This is a genomic window from Aetokthonos hydrillicola CCALA 1050 (assembly GCF_017591665.1).
Lineage (GTDB): Bacteria > Cyanobacteriota > Cyanobacteriia > Cyanobacteriales > Nostocaceae > Aetokthonos > Aetokthonos hydrillicola.
On sequence record NZ_JAAKGC010000117.1, the window covers coordinates 1 to 15,399 of the forward strand.

Genomic DNA, 15,399 nt, shown 5'->3' on the forward strand with positions numbered 1-15,399 from the left:
AAATCCCCCTTTCATCAAAAGGTTAGTAGTAATGACACCTAGCGTTACAGATTCAGCAGTGAAAGCAGCGATTCGTGCTATCGCTTCAGAGTCAGCGACAACACAAGAAAAAATCGAAATGTTGCTCCGCTCATCTCACCCACCAAGCTTAGAAATCCTTACTTAGAATGTAAGAACTTTTTATTTTTTACATAAATATTAATAAATAAAAGTAACAAACAACCAATTTACTAAAAAGACAAAAAACACCGATTATTATAATTTAATGAAAATAGATTAAAAAATAAGTATTTAAAGAGTCTCACAAGTTCCTCATATTTATAAGATAAGTTAGCGGCATAGAAGCATGTGGGAGTAGGAGTGCGAATTCGGAATTATTCAACTGGAGGTAGGATCATGAGTCAGAACAATCAGGGACTATACGAAGCTATAGCCAAGCTTGCTGAAGTGGCAAATGGTTTAGGAAACAGCACTGAGGATTTCGACGAGGAGTGCAAAGGTGACCAGAAGTTGGAGTCGCCTTCGCATAAGGGCGTGCCCGGGTGTACGCTTAAGTTTCTCCCGAAGCGGCTACTGGTGGAGGCGGCGAAGACCGCTACGAAGATCAACCCGGTCAACGCCCCTCTGCTTAGACCGGTCGTTGCTCTCTCCGAGGGATATCACGTGACCGACCCCTTCCGGATCGCAGTGATGACATCGAAATACTGGGGACCGACCCCCCGTCGGCTGACGGTCAGCTTTATGGAGAGTACCCCGAGTGACTTAAAGGCACGCATCATCAGCCACATGAACGCGTGGACCAAGACAGCATGCATCTCGTTCATTGAAACGAACGGAACCGGGGACGTCCGTATCTCTCGGGGGCCGGGTGGGTACTACTCGTACCTCGGGACAGACATCCTGCACATCCCGAAAAACCGCCAGACAATGAACCTTGAGGGGTTTAACATGAATACCCCTGAGTCGGAGTACAAGCGGGTCATCCGTCACGAAACTGGGCACACCCTGGGTTTTCCTCACGAACACATGCGGGAGGACTTAGTCGCCCGGATTGACCCTGTGAAGGCATACAAGTGGTTCCTTGAGACTTACGGGTGGGATCCACCAACTGTATACGCCCAAGTCCTCACCCCGTTGGACGAGGCATCGCTCGTGGGTACCCCGGTCGACCAAACTTCGATAATGTGCTACCAGCTCCCCGGGCTGATCACCAAGGACGGCAACCCGATCCTCGGCGGCACAGACATTAACCCGACGGACTACACGTTTGCCGGGAAGATCTACCCGAAGTCGGGCTACGTGGTGATTTCGCAAGAACAAGATGGTTGGGCGGAATCGGAAGACGTCGAAGTAACTGTCTGACTAACCTCGATCCCGCAAGTAGCTGCGGGTGGGACTGAAGTAAGAGGGACAAGGCCTATGTCACGGTTCATTGAAGTGCAGGACGCGCGAGCGTGTCCATCGCCACTAACAATTCGTCCGGGCGACGTACTCATGTTCCAGGCGACTGGAGGCCGTGTCCGCTCTGGCGATGATGTTATTGAGTTGTTAGGTCCCTTCCTGACTGCAATTCTAGGGGATGATGGGAATATCTTGACCCCGATGGGGGCTCCGAACTCGGTGTTGTTCCGTGCCCACCGGCCTGGTTTGGCGCTAATCGACGTGGTCACTGGTACCCCCTTCCACACGCCGCAAACTACCGTACTAGGCATTACTGTCGAGTCTTGAGTAGCGGAACTTTCCATCCATTGGTCACAAGTTGTCGAGTATCATGGAAGATAGGCTCTTCCCAACTTTTGATACTGCTGGCGAAACATTACTTAATACTTGAAACCCTGGAAAACTAAGTGTCGAGTCTCAAATTAGATTGGTTCTTGTCCAATTTTGGTGATCAACGCAGAAAAGGGTTTTAAGGCAGAAGGCAGAAGGCAGTCCCAATGAAAAAATTTTCACCACCAGGTATGTAAGTGTCTTGCTCCCCCTGCCTCCCCTGCTTCCCCTGCCCCCCCTGCTCTTACAAGTCAGAAGGGAAGAAAGAAAAAAGAAGGAAGGAAGAAGTAGTAAATAAAGCTTCAATCTTTTAGCTTGTTTAAAGTGGCAACTAAAATACTTTGCATTTCCTCAACTTCATTTAGTATAGGAGTGAAAAGATTTTTATCGGCTAAATCGACCTCTTTAGCAATAATTAATTGTGTATCAAGTTCTCTGAGAGAACCTAGAGCAATATGTAGAAACTGTAAATATTCTTGTTTAGAACGTCTGCCATAACATAGGTGCAATTCTTTTTGATCGAGGAGTGAGAAAAACAGAAAGCGTTTCCCGTGAGGTATATACTGTGTCACCAAGTCAACTGCAATCGCTACCACCTCTAGAAGGGTATTTGCTAATAGGAGATGGAACCCCAAGCGCACCGATCCGATTGCAGCCTCGCAGCTATAAGAGCACAGCACGGCGGTTGGTCAGGCGTTAGCTTCAGAGGGAGCAGAGAGCTATGAGCAGGGAGCAGGGGGCTTTTAACCCACACTTAAAACTGTACGTTCGCTCATTTTTGAAGGGAATAGGAATTAATGCCTGACTGTGTAAGGTTTCAAAGTGATTGTGGATCTGATGGTGGTGATACCGTGTAATACTTGGGTCAGGGTTGGTCAGTTAAACGGTGTAATACATGGAAGCAATTAGAGGCTATTGCTCATAAAGAGACTATTGATGTAATTATTTATGCTACATCCGTCCATATACCAATTAAGGGTTAAAATTACTGTGTAATACACGGTATTAGAGTAGAGTAATGTGGAAGCGGAATATTCAAGGCAAGTTCGCGCTTAAAGACGATGATTATCGCATTTGTGCGCTCTTTAAGAGTAACTGATGATACCTGGAAGGCTTTGGGTATCGCTGCTGAATGCTTCGGTATGAGTAGAGCTGATTACTTGGAACAGGTGATTAGGGGCAATGCTAGCCCAAGTATTACATGGAAAAAAGGGTTGGTAAATCAAGCCAAAACTACTGTTGCTGAACTTGCGACTACGCCGCTGTCCGTGGCAACACTTGAAACTGTACGTGACCAAGTTTTATTACAATTGAAGTTAGGTAAGCAAGCTCCAGGCTACATCGCCCATCTGCGGAGCGAATGCTTCAGGCTTTTTGTCACCTTAATCTCTATTTTCTTCCTGATTCTACCATTTTCATCACCCCTGTGTCCGAGCTTCAAAAACAAATTCTCTCCCTGATGAAAATGCCTTTTGCTCTTTATCAGCTAGATTCGCTGCTATGCAAGACATAATAATTACGTCTTACCCCCTATAAAATCAGCACTCGCCGTTACTTTAAGACACGGAATTGAATGTCCCGTTTCAATATCAGCTTCAACCGTGTATTACACCGAAAGCTGGACATGGAATAGCGCGGATCCTCCATGTATTACACCGAAAATCTGTAGGTTCACAGTCTTTTGTGTAAATTCTCTGGGCTTCCAAGTATTACACGGCAACACTTGACTGCCTTCGCACCATATAATACACCGTTAATCCCATCTACCTTTACCAAGTATTACACGGTGGTGGTTTTAGGATCTTCACAATCACCTTGAAACCTTACACAGTCAGGCATTAATTCTCCTTGCCCTTAAAAAATGAGCGAACGTACAGCAACTAGTTTCAATCCTGTGACTAATAACCGTTAACGAATTGGGTGGAAGTCCCTACTTTCAACGAAGTAAAGTAGGGATGGGAATTAACTAAAGACCAAGTGTCCTACCAGGAAAACCTGCTACATCAAAGTAGCGAGTTTCACCTACTGTTTGGTATTTAAGAGTGGTTTTCAACCCATTAGAAGCTGGTTGAGATGTTACAGTCCTTTCCAAGAAAGATACTTTCTTTGGTCCACCTTCTAAAGCTTCTTTAATCACGCGACCGATTAAGTTACCTTGATTGTCAGGAATTGGGGGTTTTAAACCAAGAACTTCAGCAATGGTTACAGCAACATCTACATTACTTACTGGAGCTTGATCTACATAACTCTTTTTAAAGTCAGGACCTGTAGCCGCCATATAGTTGAAGGTATCAGCACGGCTAAAACTACCATGCATACCTTGTCCTTGCTGAAGACCACTATCAGCAACTTCCACACCACACGCAACAGGATTACCGCATCCTGTATCAAAAGAACGGAAGTTAACTGCGATCGCAGGAGTTGGCGTTAGTGCAGAACCTTGCAAATTAATTGCACTTAAAGGAAGTGTACCCGGGATAGACCCTAATGACTTATCAACAAATAGGCCGCTAATATAATCTTGCTGCAGAAGCAAATCTACAACTTTCCGAGCCAAAGTTCGGTTATTATTCCCATTTGGAAGATAGATCAAATCTGATCCACCATTAGCTGCAACGACAACGTCTGGATTGCTAGGATCAGTTCCAATCAAACCATTACCTGATTTAGGATTAGGGATTGTACCAGAACCTGGAGTAACCAATTGGTTATTCTGATCTGGGTCGTAAAGTGATAAACCTAACCCTTTAGCTATATCTATTGCAAGAAAGCCTACAGGAAGAAACCCTGAGTTTACATTTGGATAAGAAACAGTAGCTGCATAACTTGTATTGCTCTGCTTACTGATGGTACTAAAACCATGATCCGCCGTTACGAATACGTCGGTTGTTTTATCAAGTCCTAAACTCTTGAGTGTGTCAAGAATTTGGGCAAGGTTGTTATCAGCATTCTGCACACCTGCTTTTGAGGTGGGACCATTAATTCCGGGAGTCAGTGAATTAAGGCTGTCTCCCTGATTGTGTTGGCTTCCATCTGGATCTCGTGACCAATACACTAAGACAAAACGTTGACCGCGATCTTTAAACAAAGGAAGAATCGCTTTTGTCACTGTGTCAGTAAAGTATTGTTGCTGAGTGACGTTAGCAACTGTTGTACCAGGAGTGGTGTTAGTACCTGAAGTACCGTTATCTCCGCGAGTTGGGCTTGTTGTAGATAGACCAGCGTTTGTTAGAGCTGCGGTGATATCAGAATTCAGTGGGACACCACCGGTTTTACCAGTGGTATCATCAATCACAATAGTGTTTGGGGGAGGGACAGTTCCTGAAACTCGGTTTCCTTGGGTAACATCTTGTATCAGAATAGGTCCAACCTTCCCAACTGCTGCTGTGCTAAACCCTGCTTCCCTAGCTGCAGCTAATAAAGTTTCTTCATTCAAATAGTTACCACTAAAAAGATCATTCAAGTCAGCCAAAACCGCATCGTTCTCTACGAAGGGTGTGACACTGTTAGCAGCATTAGGAATAGGAGAGCCAACATAGATGGTATTACTGAAGTCACCTGTGTCGCCTAAATAATGCCCTGTTGCGATCGCAGAACCATTCGCAGTTGTGAAGGTAGGGAACAAAGAATGACTATTAGGAAAGCTAACTCCTTTTTGAGCAATACTATACAAAGCTGGTGTATCGGTTGCATTCACAGAGCTAGGACGCAAACCATCCGCCACAAAGATAATAGCATTGCGCTGCGCTGGTGCTTGAGCGACTAATGGACTTACTGGAAATAGCTTACTTACCAAAAAAACGACAGCCAGTGAACTTATAAAGGCAACAATAAGTTTCTTCCAGTGCTTAGTAAACCAAAAAACATCTATTGTAGGTGTTGCTACTTGATCAGCAATGCCTGCTACAGCTGATGTACTCAGCAACCTAATGAACGAGTTATTCCACTTCATTGTACTTGTACTTAAAAGTGTGTAATCCACTGTGATGCTACTGGCGCTACTTTAAGCACAAGCAATAATAATATTAAGGGAACATTAACAGTTATCAGTGAAGAGTAAACAGTAAACAGTTATCAAACGTTCTTTGGGCTGTAACAACTGATAACTGATCCGGTCAAGAACACCTACACAAATCCTTGTTAATTTCGCGGGTGTCTGGCTCATCAGGATTAGGCGTAAGTCCTATTGTCTATAAATTGCACCCTTGTTTAACTAAATAATCAAAATCTCGTCTCTCATCAACTGATGCAGTAAACTAAGATATATTCCGTTTGCTTTTCTTGGCTGAGTTATGCCTACAGTAATTACCCAATCTTTGACTCTAGAGGAGTTTCTTGAGCTACCAGAAACAAGACCTGCTAGCGAATATATTAGTGGTGAGATTCTTCAAAAACCAATGCCGAAAGGGAAGCACAGCAGACTACAGCTAAAGCTATGCAACAGTATCAATGATGTAGGCGAACCCCTCAAGAGCGCTTATGCTTTTCCAGAACTACGCTGTAGTTTTGGTACCCGTTCAATAGTACCTGATGTAGCGGTTTTCAAATGGTCACGCATTCCCTTCCCTGATGATGGGGAAGCACCCAATGATTTTCTACTTTGTCCAGACTGGACAATTGAAATTCTTTCCCCAGAACAAAGTTCAAATCGAGTCACAGGCAATATTCTCTATTGCTTAGATCATGGTTGCCAGCTAGGTTGGTTAATAGATCCAGAAGATCGTTCCATTTTAGTGTTACTTCCAAATCAACAACCACAACTTTTGCAAGCTGATCAGCGTTTGCCAGTATTAGCGGAGATAGACTTGGAGTTAACTGTTGCTCAAGTATTTAGTTGGTTAAAAATGATAAATTAGGGAACTATCGATTTCATTCACGGGCTTAGTTCTAAACTATTGAGTGACTTATACTCAAACACAGGTGTCTAACAAAGCCATGGTTGGACGCTTCTTGTGGGTAGCCGTGGGGGTTAGCAATAACTTGAGTTCTGCCTATTTTGTAGGCACATTGAGAGTGAGTGTGACCATGTAACCAATATAAAGGCTGTATTTTGTGAATGATATCCTCTACATCGCTTACAAACAAGTAGTTACGAGGATGGTTTTGGTATTCTTGTGAAATAGATTTAGGTGACGGTAAGTAGTGCGTGATGATGATATCTACATTTAAGTCAGCTAAAAATTTTCGTGCTGCTTGATTGCGTTGATAAACCCAAACGTCGAATGAGTTGTTAATTTCAGAGTTATTTATTGACTTTTCGTATTCATCAGTTTTAGAAGTATCATTAAACCAAAGAGTTGTACCTGCAAATCTAACTCCTTCTAATGTAATTGTCTGATTTTCTAAGATATATAGATTGGGAAGTTCTTTTTGCAGTTTGGAAGTCATCTGTTGCACTATCTCTGGAGTACTGTTGTAGTACTCGCGATTCCCAAGAACCAGTAAAACATAAGGGTAGTAAGTGGTTAGCTCAATTAAAGCTTGCTCCCAAGACGGGTGAATAACTTCACCTAGATCACCTGCAATAATCAGGAGATCCATTTGAGGAGTCATGATGCTTTTGAGAAGCGATCGCCCCCAGTCTGGTTGAGAATTGACATGGAGATCAGATACAACTTGGATTTTCATCTGTTTTCCCGCTATTGCATTGTTGTGAATTTTGCTTCAAATCCACCATCTTTTCATCGCCCGACGTTGCACCAGAGCAGCATCACGGATCTCTTGCCATAATCTTTTCATAAACTGAGAGTTCCCAACTCCAATAATCTCGAAGTTTTTTTGTTCTGCTTGCAAATGAACAACTGCGTCATTAGTTAACAGATTTAAAAACGAGCGAGTCAACGATGTATCTTCAATCTGATATATCCAAAGGGAGCGCTCGTGTTTAGAGAAAATACCGTTCTTGAAATCAATTCTATGTTCATACACACTGTATTTAGTGGTACGAGATTTCACCAGTAAATATAACCATAACAATACAGATAAACTGGTTAATACCCACGCTACTGCCACAACATACTCAGAAAAACCTGAAATCACCCAGAAGATAAAACTACCGAGTAAACAGATTGCCATTAAAACAAAAGTACCACTAAATGAGCTTATGCGACGATAACCTTTATAAATTAAATTTCCACTGACTGTACTAGGGTATAAATTTCCACCGTTCATAAAGTCACGGTCAATATCCATACTTTCGACTATGGTCTTGTCTATTTGACCTTGCTGAACAATATCAGATGCTGAGGATAAAGCCTGGTTGTATTGTGTTAATTTTTGCTGAGCTTCTGTAAAATCAGGTTTGAGCGCTAACGTTAATCGATATTCAATTAAAGCATCATTTAATCGATTATCTTGTTCTAAAGTCAGACCTAGATAATAATGACCATTATAGTGACCGTCATCCAAAGCAATCACTTTTCTAAATTGTGCCTGTGCTTGACGAAATTCTTGCATCCTATAGTAGGAAACGCCTAGTAGGTATAAAGCAGGTACATTATCTGCATCCTGTGCTAGAACGGCTTTGAAAACTTCGACTGCCTCATGAATTCTACCCATTTGGAATAGTCTATGACCTTGCTCATAGCTAGGAGGATAGTCTGGTAACATTGACTCTGACATAGTAGGTCTTCCTCGCCACAGCGTGACCTAGCACCATAGCCATACTAACATTTCATTCCAAAAGTAGCGGCTTTCGTATTTTTGTTAATTTTATACTTAAATATTTTGGTGCTTCGCCAATCATTTTTTTTGGTTCTAATCTTTGCTGTGTCTTGCGTGCAGAACGATTACGTTTCTTTAAATTCTTTTGCAACACTTGTAACTAAAGGATACGCTTAGAATAATAGTTACAAGCTCAACATCATTGATTTTGTCGTTCGCAGACACACCTTAAATTAAGTTATGAAAGTCTCTACCTATATTTCTGGATTTATTGCTACTACCTTGATCTGTTCTGTTATAGGCTCTGAAGTGTTAGCAACCTCACTCAGTAATAATACTGCACAGATAACAAAACCTTCTGATATCACAAAAGATCATACCCTGATTGCTGAGGGAACTGTTTCAAGAACAGGAGTAGCCATTGTTTTCGATCCTCCATCAAACATCAGGGAATCCCCGAATGGAAGAATCTTATGCTCGGTTCGACGGCCGACGACAATTAATATATACGGCTCAACAGGTTCTTGGTACTACACTGATGTTTGTGGCACGATGGGCGTGATACATTCTAGCCAAATTACATTTCGAGCGAGATAATCCTAAGCAGATTATCTGTGCGGTGATGTTGCTTTGAGTACCCACCCCACCCAGTTCATATCTACATAGCGATAAAAAAATCCCGTTAGCTATGTTGACTGTGGAATTCATGATTGTATTAAAAATCACAAAAAAATTTTACTAAAACTCTTTTGCAAGGTAGAAGACATGAAAATTCGTTGGGAAGTATATTTACAGGCAGTGTTATATCTACCAAAAAGTTATCAATCTCCCTGATTAGTTGATAACTTTCCAAAAAGACCCTATTCGTAAACTGCTCACTTTATTCCTCTGAGTCACAACAGGAGAAGAAAGTGCGCTTTTTTATTTAAGAAAGTATTATGGATGAAAATTCTGAAGTTTTTATCAAAAAATTGGGTCTAAAACTCCGTCCTTGTAGGACGGCTTTGTGTTAGAATTTGAACATGTCAGTACAAGACATTTAAATAAAACCTACTCCCGGACTGGGAGGAAGTCTACGCCCAAAACACTCTTGAGGAGATATCAGTACGCCCTAAGCGGCAAACGTATTGAGCCGCGCGTACCTGTGAAAACAGGATATTGAGACACTTGTGTCTTAAGAATCTCCGCTCCTTTAGGACGGAGACCGTCAAGAAGGTCAATCTCCGGGATTGGGTATTGAGAGACGTTCTTTCCCAGTACCCAATCCCCAGTACCCAGTACCCAATCCCCTCTAAAGTCCATTTCCAATTAAAATGAATGGAGCCCAGTAGTACGGGTGAGAAAAATTATCTGTTGGTACTGACGTTACGCTATGGCTTCTACTTTGGTGTTGACCGAGTTTAGGAAAGTTACCAGTAATTAGAGCAATTTGTGCCTGTTGTAACGCTTCGGCTTTTGTCAACTTCCCAGAAGACAAAAGAGTGTAAAAAGCACTCATTAATGCCTGCGTGCCACCATCGTCTACAGTCCATAAAGAGGCGATCGCAGCCCTAGCACCGGTTTTTTGAATCTGGTAACCGAATCCCAAAATTTCCTCCCCGTTACCCAATTTACCGCCTACTGCAGTTTCACAAGCACTCAAAACAACCAAATCCACATGAGGTAGTGACCAATTGGCCACATCTTTGAGGGTTACATGTTCACCATTCCCGAATAAGATAAAAGAATCTTCTGGCTTACCAACGACAAACCCTGCATGAGTCGCAAAATGAACAATCGTGTAGTCATCCAATTGAGGTACAGTTGTCTTAGGGCTAAATGCATCGCCAAGGAGTTTTTTAGTACCAGGAACCACATTTGCTAAAGTTTCTACTTCCCGCGCCGCAAATGGTAGTCCAGATAAAGTAAATTGGCGATTAGCAACTTTAACCTGATAACTACCCTTGGTAAAGGCGGCTGCTAAAACATGCAACTGAGAGTTTGATGAAGTATTGAATCTAGTTAGGCTGGCTGCGGTGATGTTATTTATACTAAAACGTTGCACAAGCCATTGCTTGCCATCATATAAAGCAGCTAGAGGAATGTAGCGCAATTGGTCATCTGGTGCATAAATTAGGGTTTGTGCACCTGAAACCTTCAGATCTTTTTCTATTGGTTTGATCAACCAATCGTATAATTGTTGAGCAGGTTTTTTAATATTTTGACTAGGTTGTAGAGATTGACGAAAGCTCGCTATTGTTTGGTAAAGTTGTTCTCGTGTAACAGCCACGGTGCGATGAATTGGCGGAGATTCAGGAGTCACTACGATCAACTCCAAACTATCCTTTAAAACTAGAGGATAAAGAAGTACAGATTTTTGGGGGAACTCCATCAAATTAGCCCGAATATCGTTAAGACTCTCCAAATCCAAATTTTCACGCCTAGCAGTACGGCTAATTTGCTCTGACTGCTCTTTTACGTTTGGACTAGTGATAAAGTCATTAAACTCATCCAATATTTTCTGCTGATTTGCGACGAGTTCATTTATGCGTTTTTGCTGTTGGGGCGATCTCCTCTCAGCAGGAATCTTACGTATTTCTATAAGTTCTTTGCCCTCTAAAATAGCATTCTGCAGAGTTTGATCCAATTTTTGTTTAATTGGTTTTTCCTCTGAGGCTATATCAATACCCTTAACAGTCCTTTGATTACCAGGGACATTCTGAAGATACCCTTCTAGTTCTTCAACTTTTAATAAATCTAGAGATCTCAGTGCTTCTCTAACACGTTTATATGCTAGCAATCGTTCACTTAAAAGACGATAGGTTTGGGCAACAGTTATATTATAAGCATCTGGTTGAGGTTGAGAAAGTACTGCTGGCTGTCGACGAGCTTTCTCGCGATTAATTAAACAATGCTTATAAAAGAAAATTGCTAAGTCTGGTCTCTTTTGTAAATCGAACAAATAGCCTATGTTGCTATAAGTTTTACCAAGCTGAGCCAGAGCATACTCTGGATTCTTTTGTGTAACACTCAGTTCTTTGTTAATAACTAAAGCTTGCAGATAAAATTTAAAGGCAGGCGAATACCGACCTTGATTTTGGTAAACCCTGCCAATGTTATTAAGAGTCACAGCTTCCAAAAAACGGTCGCCTGTATCTCTAGTGAGAGTCAACGCTTTTTGTAATTTCTCCAAGGCTTGTGGAAAGAAACGTTTCTCTGATAGTCTTATACCCTCTTTGTTTAGCCGCGTTACCTCAGATTTACTATTGTTATTTGGAGAAACCTGAGCAATTTTTTTGTAGTAGTTTTTATAACCAGTATTTGAGGTGACTACAGTAGCGATCGGTAATGCTATCTCAGATTTTAAAAACAGCACAACACTAAGACAAACAATATTGCAGATCAGGAAACGAAGGTGCATAAAGACCTCACTGAAGGTGGTGCTAAATCAGAACCATCAAGGAGTCATTACCACAAAAATAAACCCCAAGCCATCAGTATTTCGTAAGAAACGAAGGTATCCTGATTATTAACCAACTGGTAATCTTCTATCGCAGCGTTTTTTTTGCAAGTGGTTAGGTATCATCATTACCGCTCTGGAATAAACATAATTGTTTATTCCAGAGTACTTCTAGTCTTGCTACACTACGCGGTCCGGAAACGTGCCAACTCCTTACCCGTTTTTGCATCGTGGGCGTGTACAGTACAAACCAGACAAGAATCGAAAGAACGAGCTACATGACCAACCTCTACGGGATCACTTGAGTCATAAATCGGTGTCCCGATCAAAGCTTCCTCAATAGGACCACGTTTTCCTTCAGCATCACGGGGTCCAATATTCCAAGTACTAGGCGCGATAACTTGGTAATTCTTAATCTTACCGCCCTCAATCTCTATCCAGTGGCACAGAGAACCCCTTGCAGCTTCTGTTGCACCCCAGCCGCGTCCATCTTTTTCTTTGGGTTTGATATACCAAGGGTCATTTAATTTAAACTCACGCAAGCAGTGTTCAGCTTGACGATACAACTTGACCACTTCATGAACTCGCGCAAGTTGACGTAGATGGATACTTGCACCACCCATCTGCTTAAAAGCATCCAAAATAAACCCATCATAGTGCTGCCAAGACTCACCATGCTTTCCACCTGCAACTAACTGACGCGCTAAAGGACCAGCTTCCAAACGTCCATAATCTTGGTGACGCACTGCAGTTGACCAAGAATACTGATTGTTGAAATCTTTAGTGTTCTTCTGGGTAGGTTTACTAGTCCGATCAAAAGGATGAATATCTGTTTTTCCTTCTTCGTACCAAGAGTGAGTTGTATTCTCACGGGTAAAAGTATGATCCATTAAAGTGTGAGTGTCTGTGAAACTGTCATAGACTCCACTTTTCATAATCGTGGCAGCATTTCGTCCAGCGATTGTAGGCTTCTGGTATTTATCCTCATGAGGTAAATATCCCCAAGTCACATACTTACCAACACCAACGCCATATTTATCTAAACCAATATCTAAACCCATACGCCAATAAAGACCTAAGTCTGAATCTCGATGGTTTGGGTTTTCGTCGAGCCATGTCATTAAATCATCGTAAGTCTTAATTTCTTCGTAACGTTCCAAAGAACAACCCAACCATACAGGCTCTAACCAATTGGTGCGGAAATATTCCAGAATTGACCAAGCGCGGGTAATATCTGTTAAGGTAGGGGCACACATCACCCCACCAGGAACCATGTAACTAGAATGGGGCCATTGACCACCTAAAAGGGCATAAATTTCTACGGGTTTGCTAGAAATCGTCACGCCGAGTTCGTAAGACTTACCAGTGAAAGCTGCAAAGCGTCTACACGCTTCTTCATAAAATTTGCTATTCTCGTATTTTTTATTAGTCAAGTCAATAGCAAATAGACCGTAAAAATATCGAGGTATACTTTGGATTGTTTCAACAATTTGACCTAGATTTCTTGCTAAGATTGCGTTACGTGGAACTTCTGTTTCCCAAGCAGTATCTAATGCAGAAGATGCACAAGTGAGGTGAGAAGCACCGCAAATTCCGCAAATGCGAGGCGTCACAATTAACCCTGCTTGAGGATCTTTTCCTCGTAAGATGACTTCAAATCCTCGAAACAGTTCTGCATGAGTCCATGCATTGACGACTTGTCCATCTTCTATTTCAACTCGGACATCTAAATCGCCTTCTACTCTACCAACAGGTGAAATGTCTAATGTTTGGATTGTCATTTGTCTTTTATGCCCCATGCGCTAAACAGTAAAAATCTCGTCTTCTCCCCAAGCTGGCATTGTGTCTTTTGCTACCATTGTAAGTAAGGCATAGTCTTTCTTTTTGACTCCTGGTGGTAACTCTTTAGGAACCCCCATGACAGTTTGGGTTTTAAATACGGTTCCTGGTTCGAGGTCAAAGAAGGGGAATTCTGGTTCGGTACAACCTATACAAGGCATTCCTGCACGAGTTTTAGAGGAAACGCGATTCCACAAGATGCGGTTGCAGGAAGAATGGGTCATTGGTCCACGACAACCTAAATCGTAGAAGAGACATCCTTTACGCTGGCCAAATTCGGTAGTTGTTGCTTTGTAGGCAAAGTGGAGGTTACGTGTACAACCTGTTTGAGTAAAACTACTGAAGAACGTTTGCGGGCGATGCAATTCGTCGAGAGTAATGTCGCTGATTCGATTTGTGGCGATCGCAACTAATATTTGGCTAATCCAATCAGGATGTGCTGGACATCCTGGAATATTGATCACAGGTAATCCCGATTTTGAGCGAAAATCTTTTCCTAAAAAACCGCCTTCTTGACGTTTGAGAAACTGTAATCCTTGAGATTCGCTTGGATTCGGTGCCATGGCAGGAATTCCTCCCCACGTAGCACAATCTCCTACAGCAACAACAAAGTTAGCGACTTTGGATAAATCGCTCAACCAGTTCTTCATTGGACGGTCAGCAAATCGGTTCCATTCACCAGTGCCATTAGGAGCATTGATAACTGTACCTTCAAATACTAAAATATCAACAGGAACTTTACCGGATACACAATCCCATAACAGTTTTTGTAAGTTTGCTCCTAATTCCATCCCCAAAGATGGATGCCAAAGAACCTTGATACCAAAGTCAGTGATTAAATCACAAACTGTAGGTTCTTCAGCATTGAGAAATGACATTGTGTTGCCCGAACAAGCACCACCGTGCAGCCAGAGTAAGTTGGTCATCAGCTGTTTTTTTATATTTTTACGATTTCTGATTCAGCTTTTCGGATTTAGAGAGATTCATTATCAATGAATCCAAGAGTCAGGATTCAGGAGCCAAAATTCATACTAAATTCTGTTTTACTGGCGGATGAATAAAGAGGTTTAAGTCCCCCACCAAAATCGTAACTCTTAAGCAAGGAACTACGTTAATCAGTACCGTCTCCAATAGAAGAAGATTTTACTCCTCTTTAATCAGCTGGTGGTCTAATCGCTACCTGATTACTTCTGGCTCCTGAATTCCGACTTCTGAATTCTTATTCAATATTAGTTTTTTTCTTTATCTGTGAACAAACAAATTTTATATATAATCGAAATTATTTTTCCATGAAAAAATTTTTAAAATGTTCTTTAATAACAGATTTTATTTATTGAAACAGCAAGAATTTAGTATTCATCAACTGATGAATGTATTACTCTTTATATAGTAATTGTATCTAATTTATCAGCTTCAGGAACCTTATTTCTTCAGTTAAAGAAGCTTCTTGAAGCTTGAAAGTGGCTATGTAAGCTAAAGAAATAAATCTATCATTTTAAATGATAGATTTATTTCCGCGCCTAGTGTACTAATTTTCAAACGTATCACAAAATTCTCGATGAAATCCCCCTTTCATCAAAAGGTTAGTAGTAATGACACCTAGCGTTACAGATTCAGCAGTGAAAGCAGCGATTCGTGCTATCGCTTCAGAGTCAGCGACAACACAAGAAAAAATCGAAATGTTGCTC

The 15,399-nt window shown here is 41.7% G+C and carries 9 protein-coding genes and 1 pseudogene; 3 read left to right on the plus strand and 7 right to left on the minus strand.

The features are described from left to right. Window positions 1–396 precede the first annotated feature (396 nt). Window positions 397–1,362 carry a M12 family metallopeptidase gene (locus tag G4P69_RS31815; protein ID WP_208353647.1) on the plus strand — a complete coding sequence of 322 codons (966 nt, stop codon included), beginning with the start codon at window positions 397–399 and terminating at the stop codon, window positions 1,360–1,362. A gap of 710 nt (window positions 1,363–2,072) precedes the next feature. On the opposite strand, the gene G4P69_RS31820 is transcribed toward G4P69_RS31815, so the two are convergent. Then, window positions 2,073–2,309 (minus strand): four helix bundle protein, encoded by a 237-nt coding sequence (locus G4P69_RS31820; protein ID WP_208346652.1) that lies wholly within the window; start codon window positions 2,307–2,309, stop codon window positions 2,073–2,075. 794 nt (window positions 2,310–3,103) lie between these two features. On the opposite strand from G4P69_RS31820, the pseudogene G4P69_RS41125 reads away from it, so the two are divergent. Further along, window positions 3,104–3,283 (plus strand): annotated as a pseudogene (locus tag G4P69_RS41125) (hypothetical protein); the annotation flags it as partial. Window positions 3,284–3,736: 453 nt separating this feature from the next. On the opposite strand, the gene G4P69_RS31830 reads toward G4P69_RS41125, so the two are convergent. After that, entirely contained in the window at window positions 3,737–5,722 is a 1,986-nt protein-coding gene (locus tag G4P69_RS31830; protein WP_208353655.1) for an alkaline phosphatase family protein, read from the minus strand. Window positions 5,723–6,062: 340 nt separating this feature from the next. On the opposite strand from G4P69_RS31830, the gene G4P69_RS31835 reads away from it, so the two are divergent. Next, complete coding sequence (locus G4P69_RS31835) at window positions 6,063–6,626, plus strand: Uma2 family endonuclease (RefSeq protein WP_208353658.1); 564 nt, start codon at window positions 6,063–6,065, stop codon at window positions 6,624–6,626. Window positions 6,627–6,657: 31 nt separating this feature from the next. On the opposite strand, the gene G4P69_RS31840 is transcribed toward G4P69_RS31835, so the two are convergent. The 5 genes from G4P69_RS31840 to G4P69_RS31860 all read right to left on the minus strand — a co-directional run bounded on the left by G4P69_RS31840 (window position 6,658) and on the right by G4P69_RS31860 (window position 14,637). Then, entirely contained in the window at window positions 6,658–7,398 is a 741-nt protein-coding gene (locus G4P69_RS31840; RefSeq protein WP_208353673.1) for a metallophosphoesterase, read from the minus strand. 36 nt (window positions 7,399–7,434) lie between these two features. After that, the gene (locus tag G4P69_RS31845) at window positions 7,435–8,391 is read right to left on the minus strand and encodes a tetratricopeptide repeat protein (RefSeq protein ID WP_208353679.1); all 957 of its coding nucleotides are present in this window, start codon (window positions 8,389–8,391) and stop codon (window positions 7,435–7,437) included. Window positions 8,392–9,724: 1,333 nt separating this feature from the next. Further along, window positions 9,725–11,833: a CHAT domain-containing protein gene (locus G4P69_RS31850; RefSeq protein WP_208353690.1), complete on the minus strand. Its 2,109-nt coding sequence runs from the start codon at window positions 11,831–11,833 to the stop codon at window positions 9,725–9,727. A 224-nt stretch (window positions 11,834–12,057) separates the two neighbouring features. Next, window positions 12,058–13,653: a nickel-dependent hydrogenase large subunit gene (locus G4P69_RS31855; RefSeq protein ID WP_208353693.1), complete on the minus strand. Its 1,596-nt coding sequence runs from the start codon at window positions 13,651–13,653 to the stop codon at window positions 12,058–12,060. Window positions 13,654–13,674: 21 nt separating this feature from the next. Further along, a complete protein-coding gene (locus G4P69_RS31860; RefSeq protein ID WP_208353696.1) occupies window positions 13,675–14,637 on the minus strand; it encodes a hydrogenase small subunit in 963 nt (320 codons plus the stop codon). Window positions 14,638–15,399 lie beyond the last annotated feature (762 nt).

Bases quoted from the DNA above. Each gene is read 5' to 3' on its own strand.
- G4P69_RS31815 (WP_208353647.1), top strand. From the start codon at position 397: ATGAGTCAGAACAATCAGGGACTATACGAAGCTATAGCCAAGCTTGCT.
- G4P69_RS31860 (WP_208353696.1), bottom strand. From the start codon at position 14,637: ATGACCAACTTACTCTGGCTGCACGGTGGTGCTTGTTCGGGCAACACA.
- G4P69_RS31850 (WP_208353690.1), bottom strand. From the start codon at position 11,833: ATGCACCTTCGTTTCCTGATCTGCAATATTGTTTGTCTTAGTGTTGTG.
- G4P69_RS31855 (WP_208353693.1), bottom strand. From the start codon at position 13,653: ATGACAATCCAAACATTAGACATTTCACCTGTTGGTAGAGTAGAAGGC.
- G4P69_RS31835 (WP_208353658.1), top strand. From the start codon at position 6,063: ATGCCTACAGTAATTACCCAATCTTTGACTCTAGAGGAGTTTCTTGAG.
- G4P69_RS31845 (WP_208353679.1), bottom strand. From the start codon at position 8,391: ATGTCAGAGTCAATGTTACCAGACTATCCTCCTAGCTATGAGCAAGGT.
- G4P69_RS31830 (WP_208353655.1), bottom strand. From the start codon at position 5,722: ATGAAGTGGAATAACTCGTTCATTAGGTTGCTGAGTACATCAGCTGTA.
- G4P69_RS31840 (WP_208353673.1), bottom strand. From the start codon at position 7,398: ATGAAAATCCAAGTTGTATCTGATCTCCATGTCAATTCTCAACCAGAC.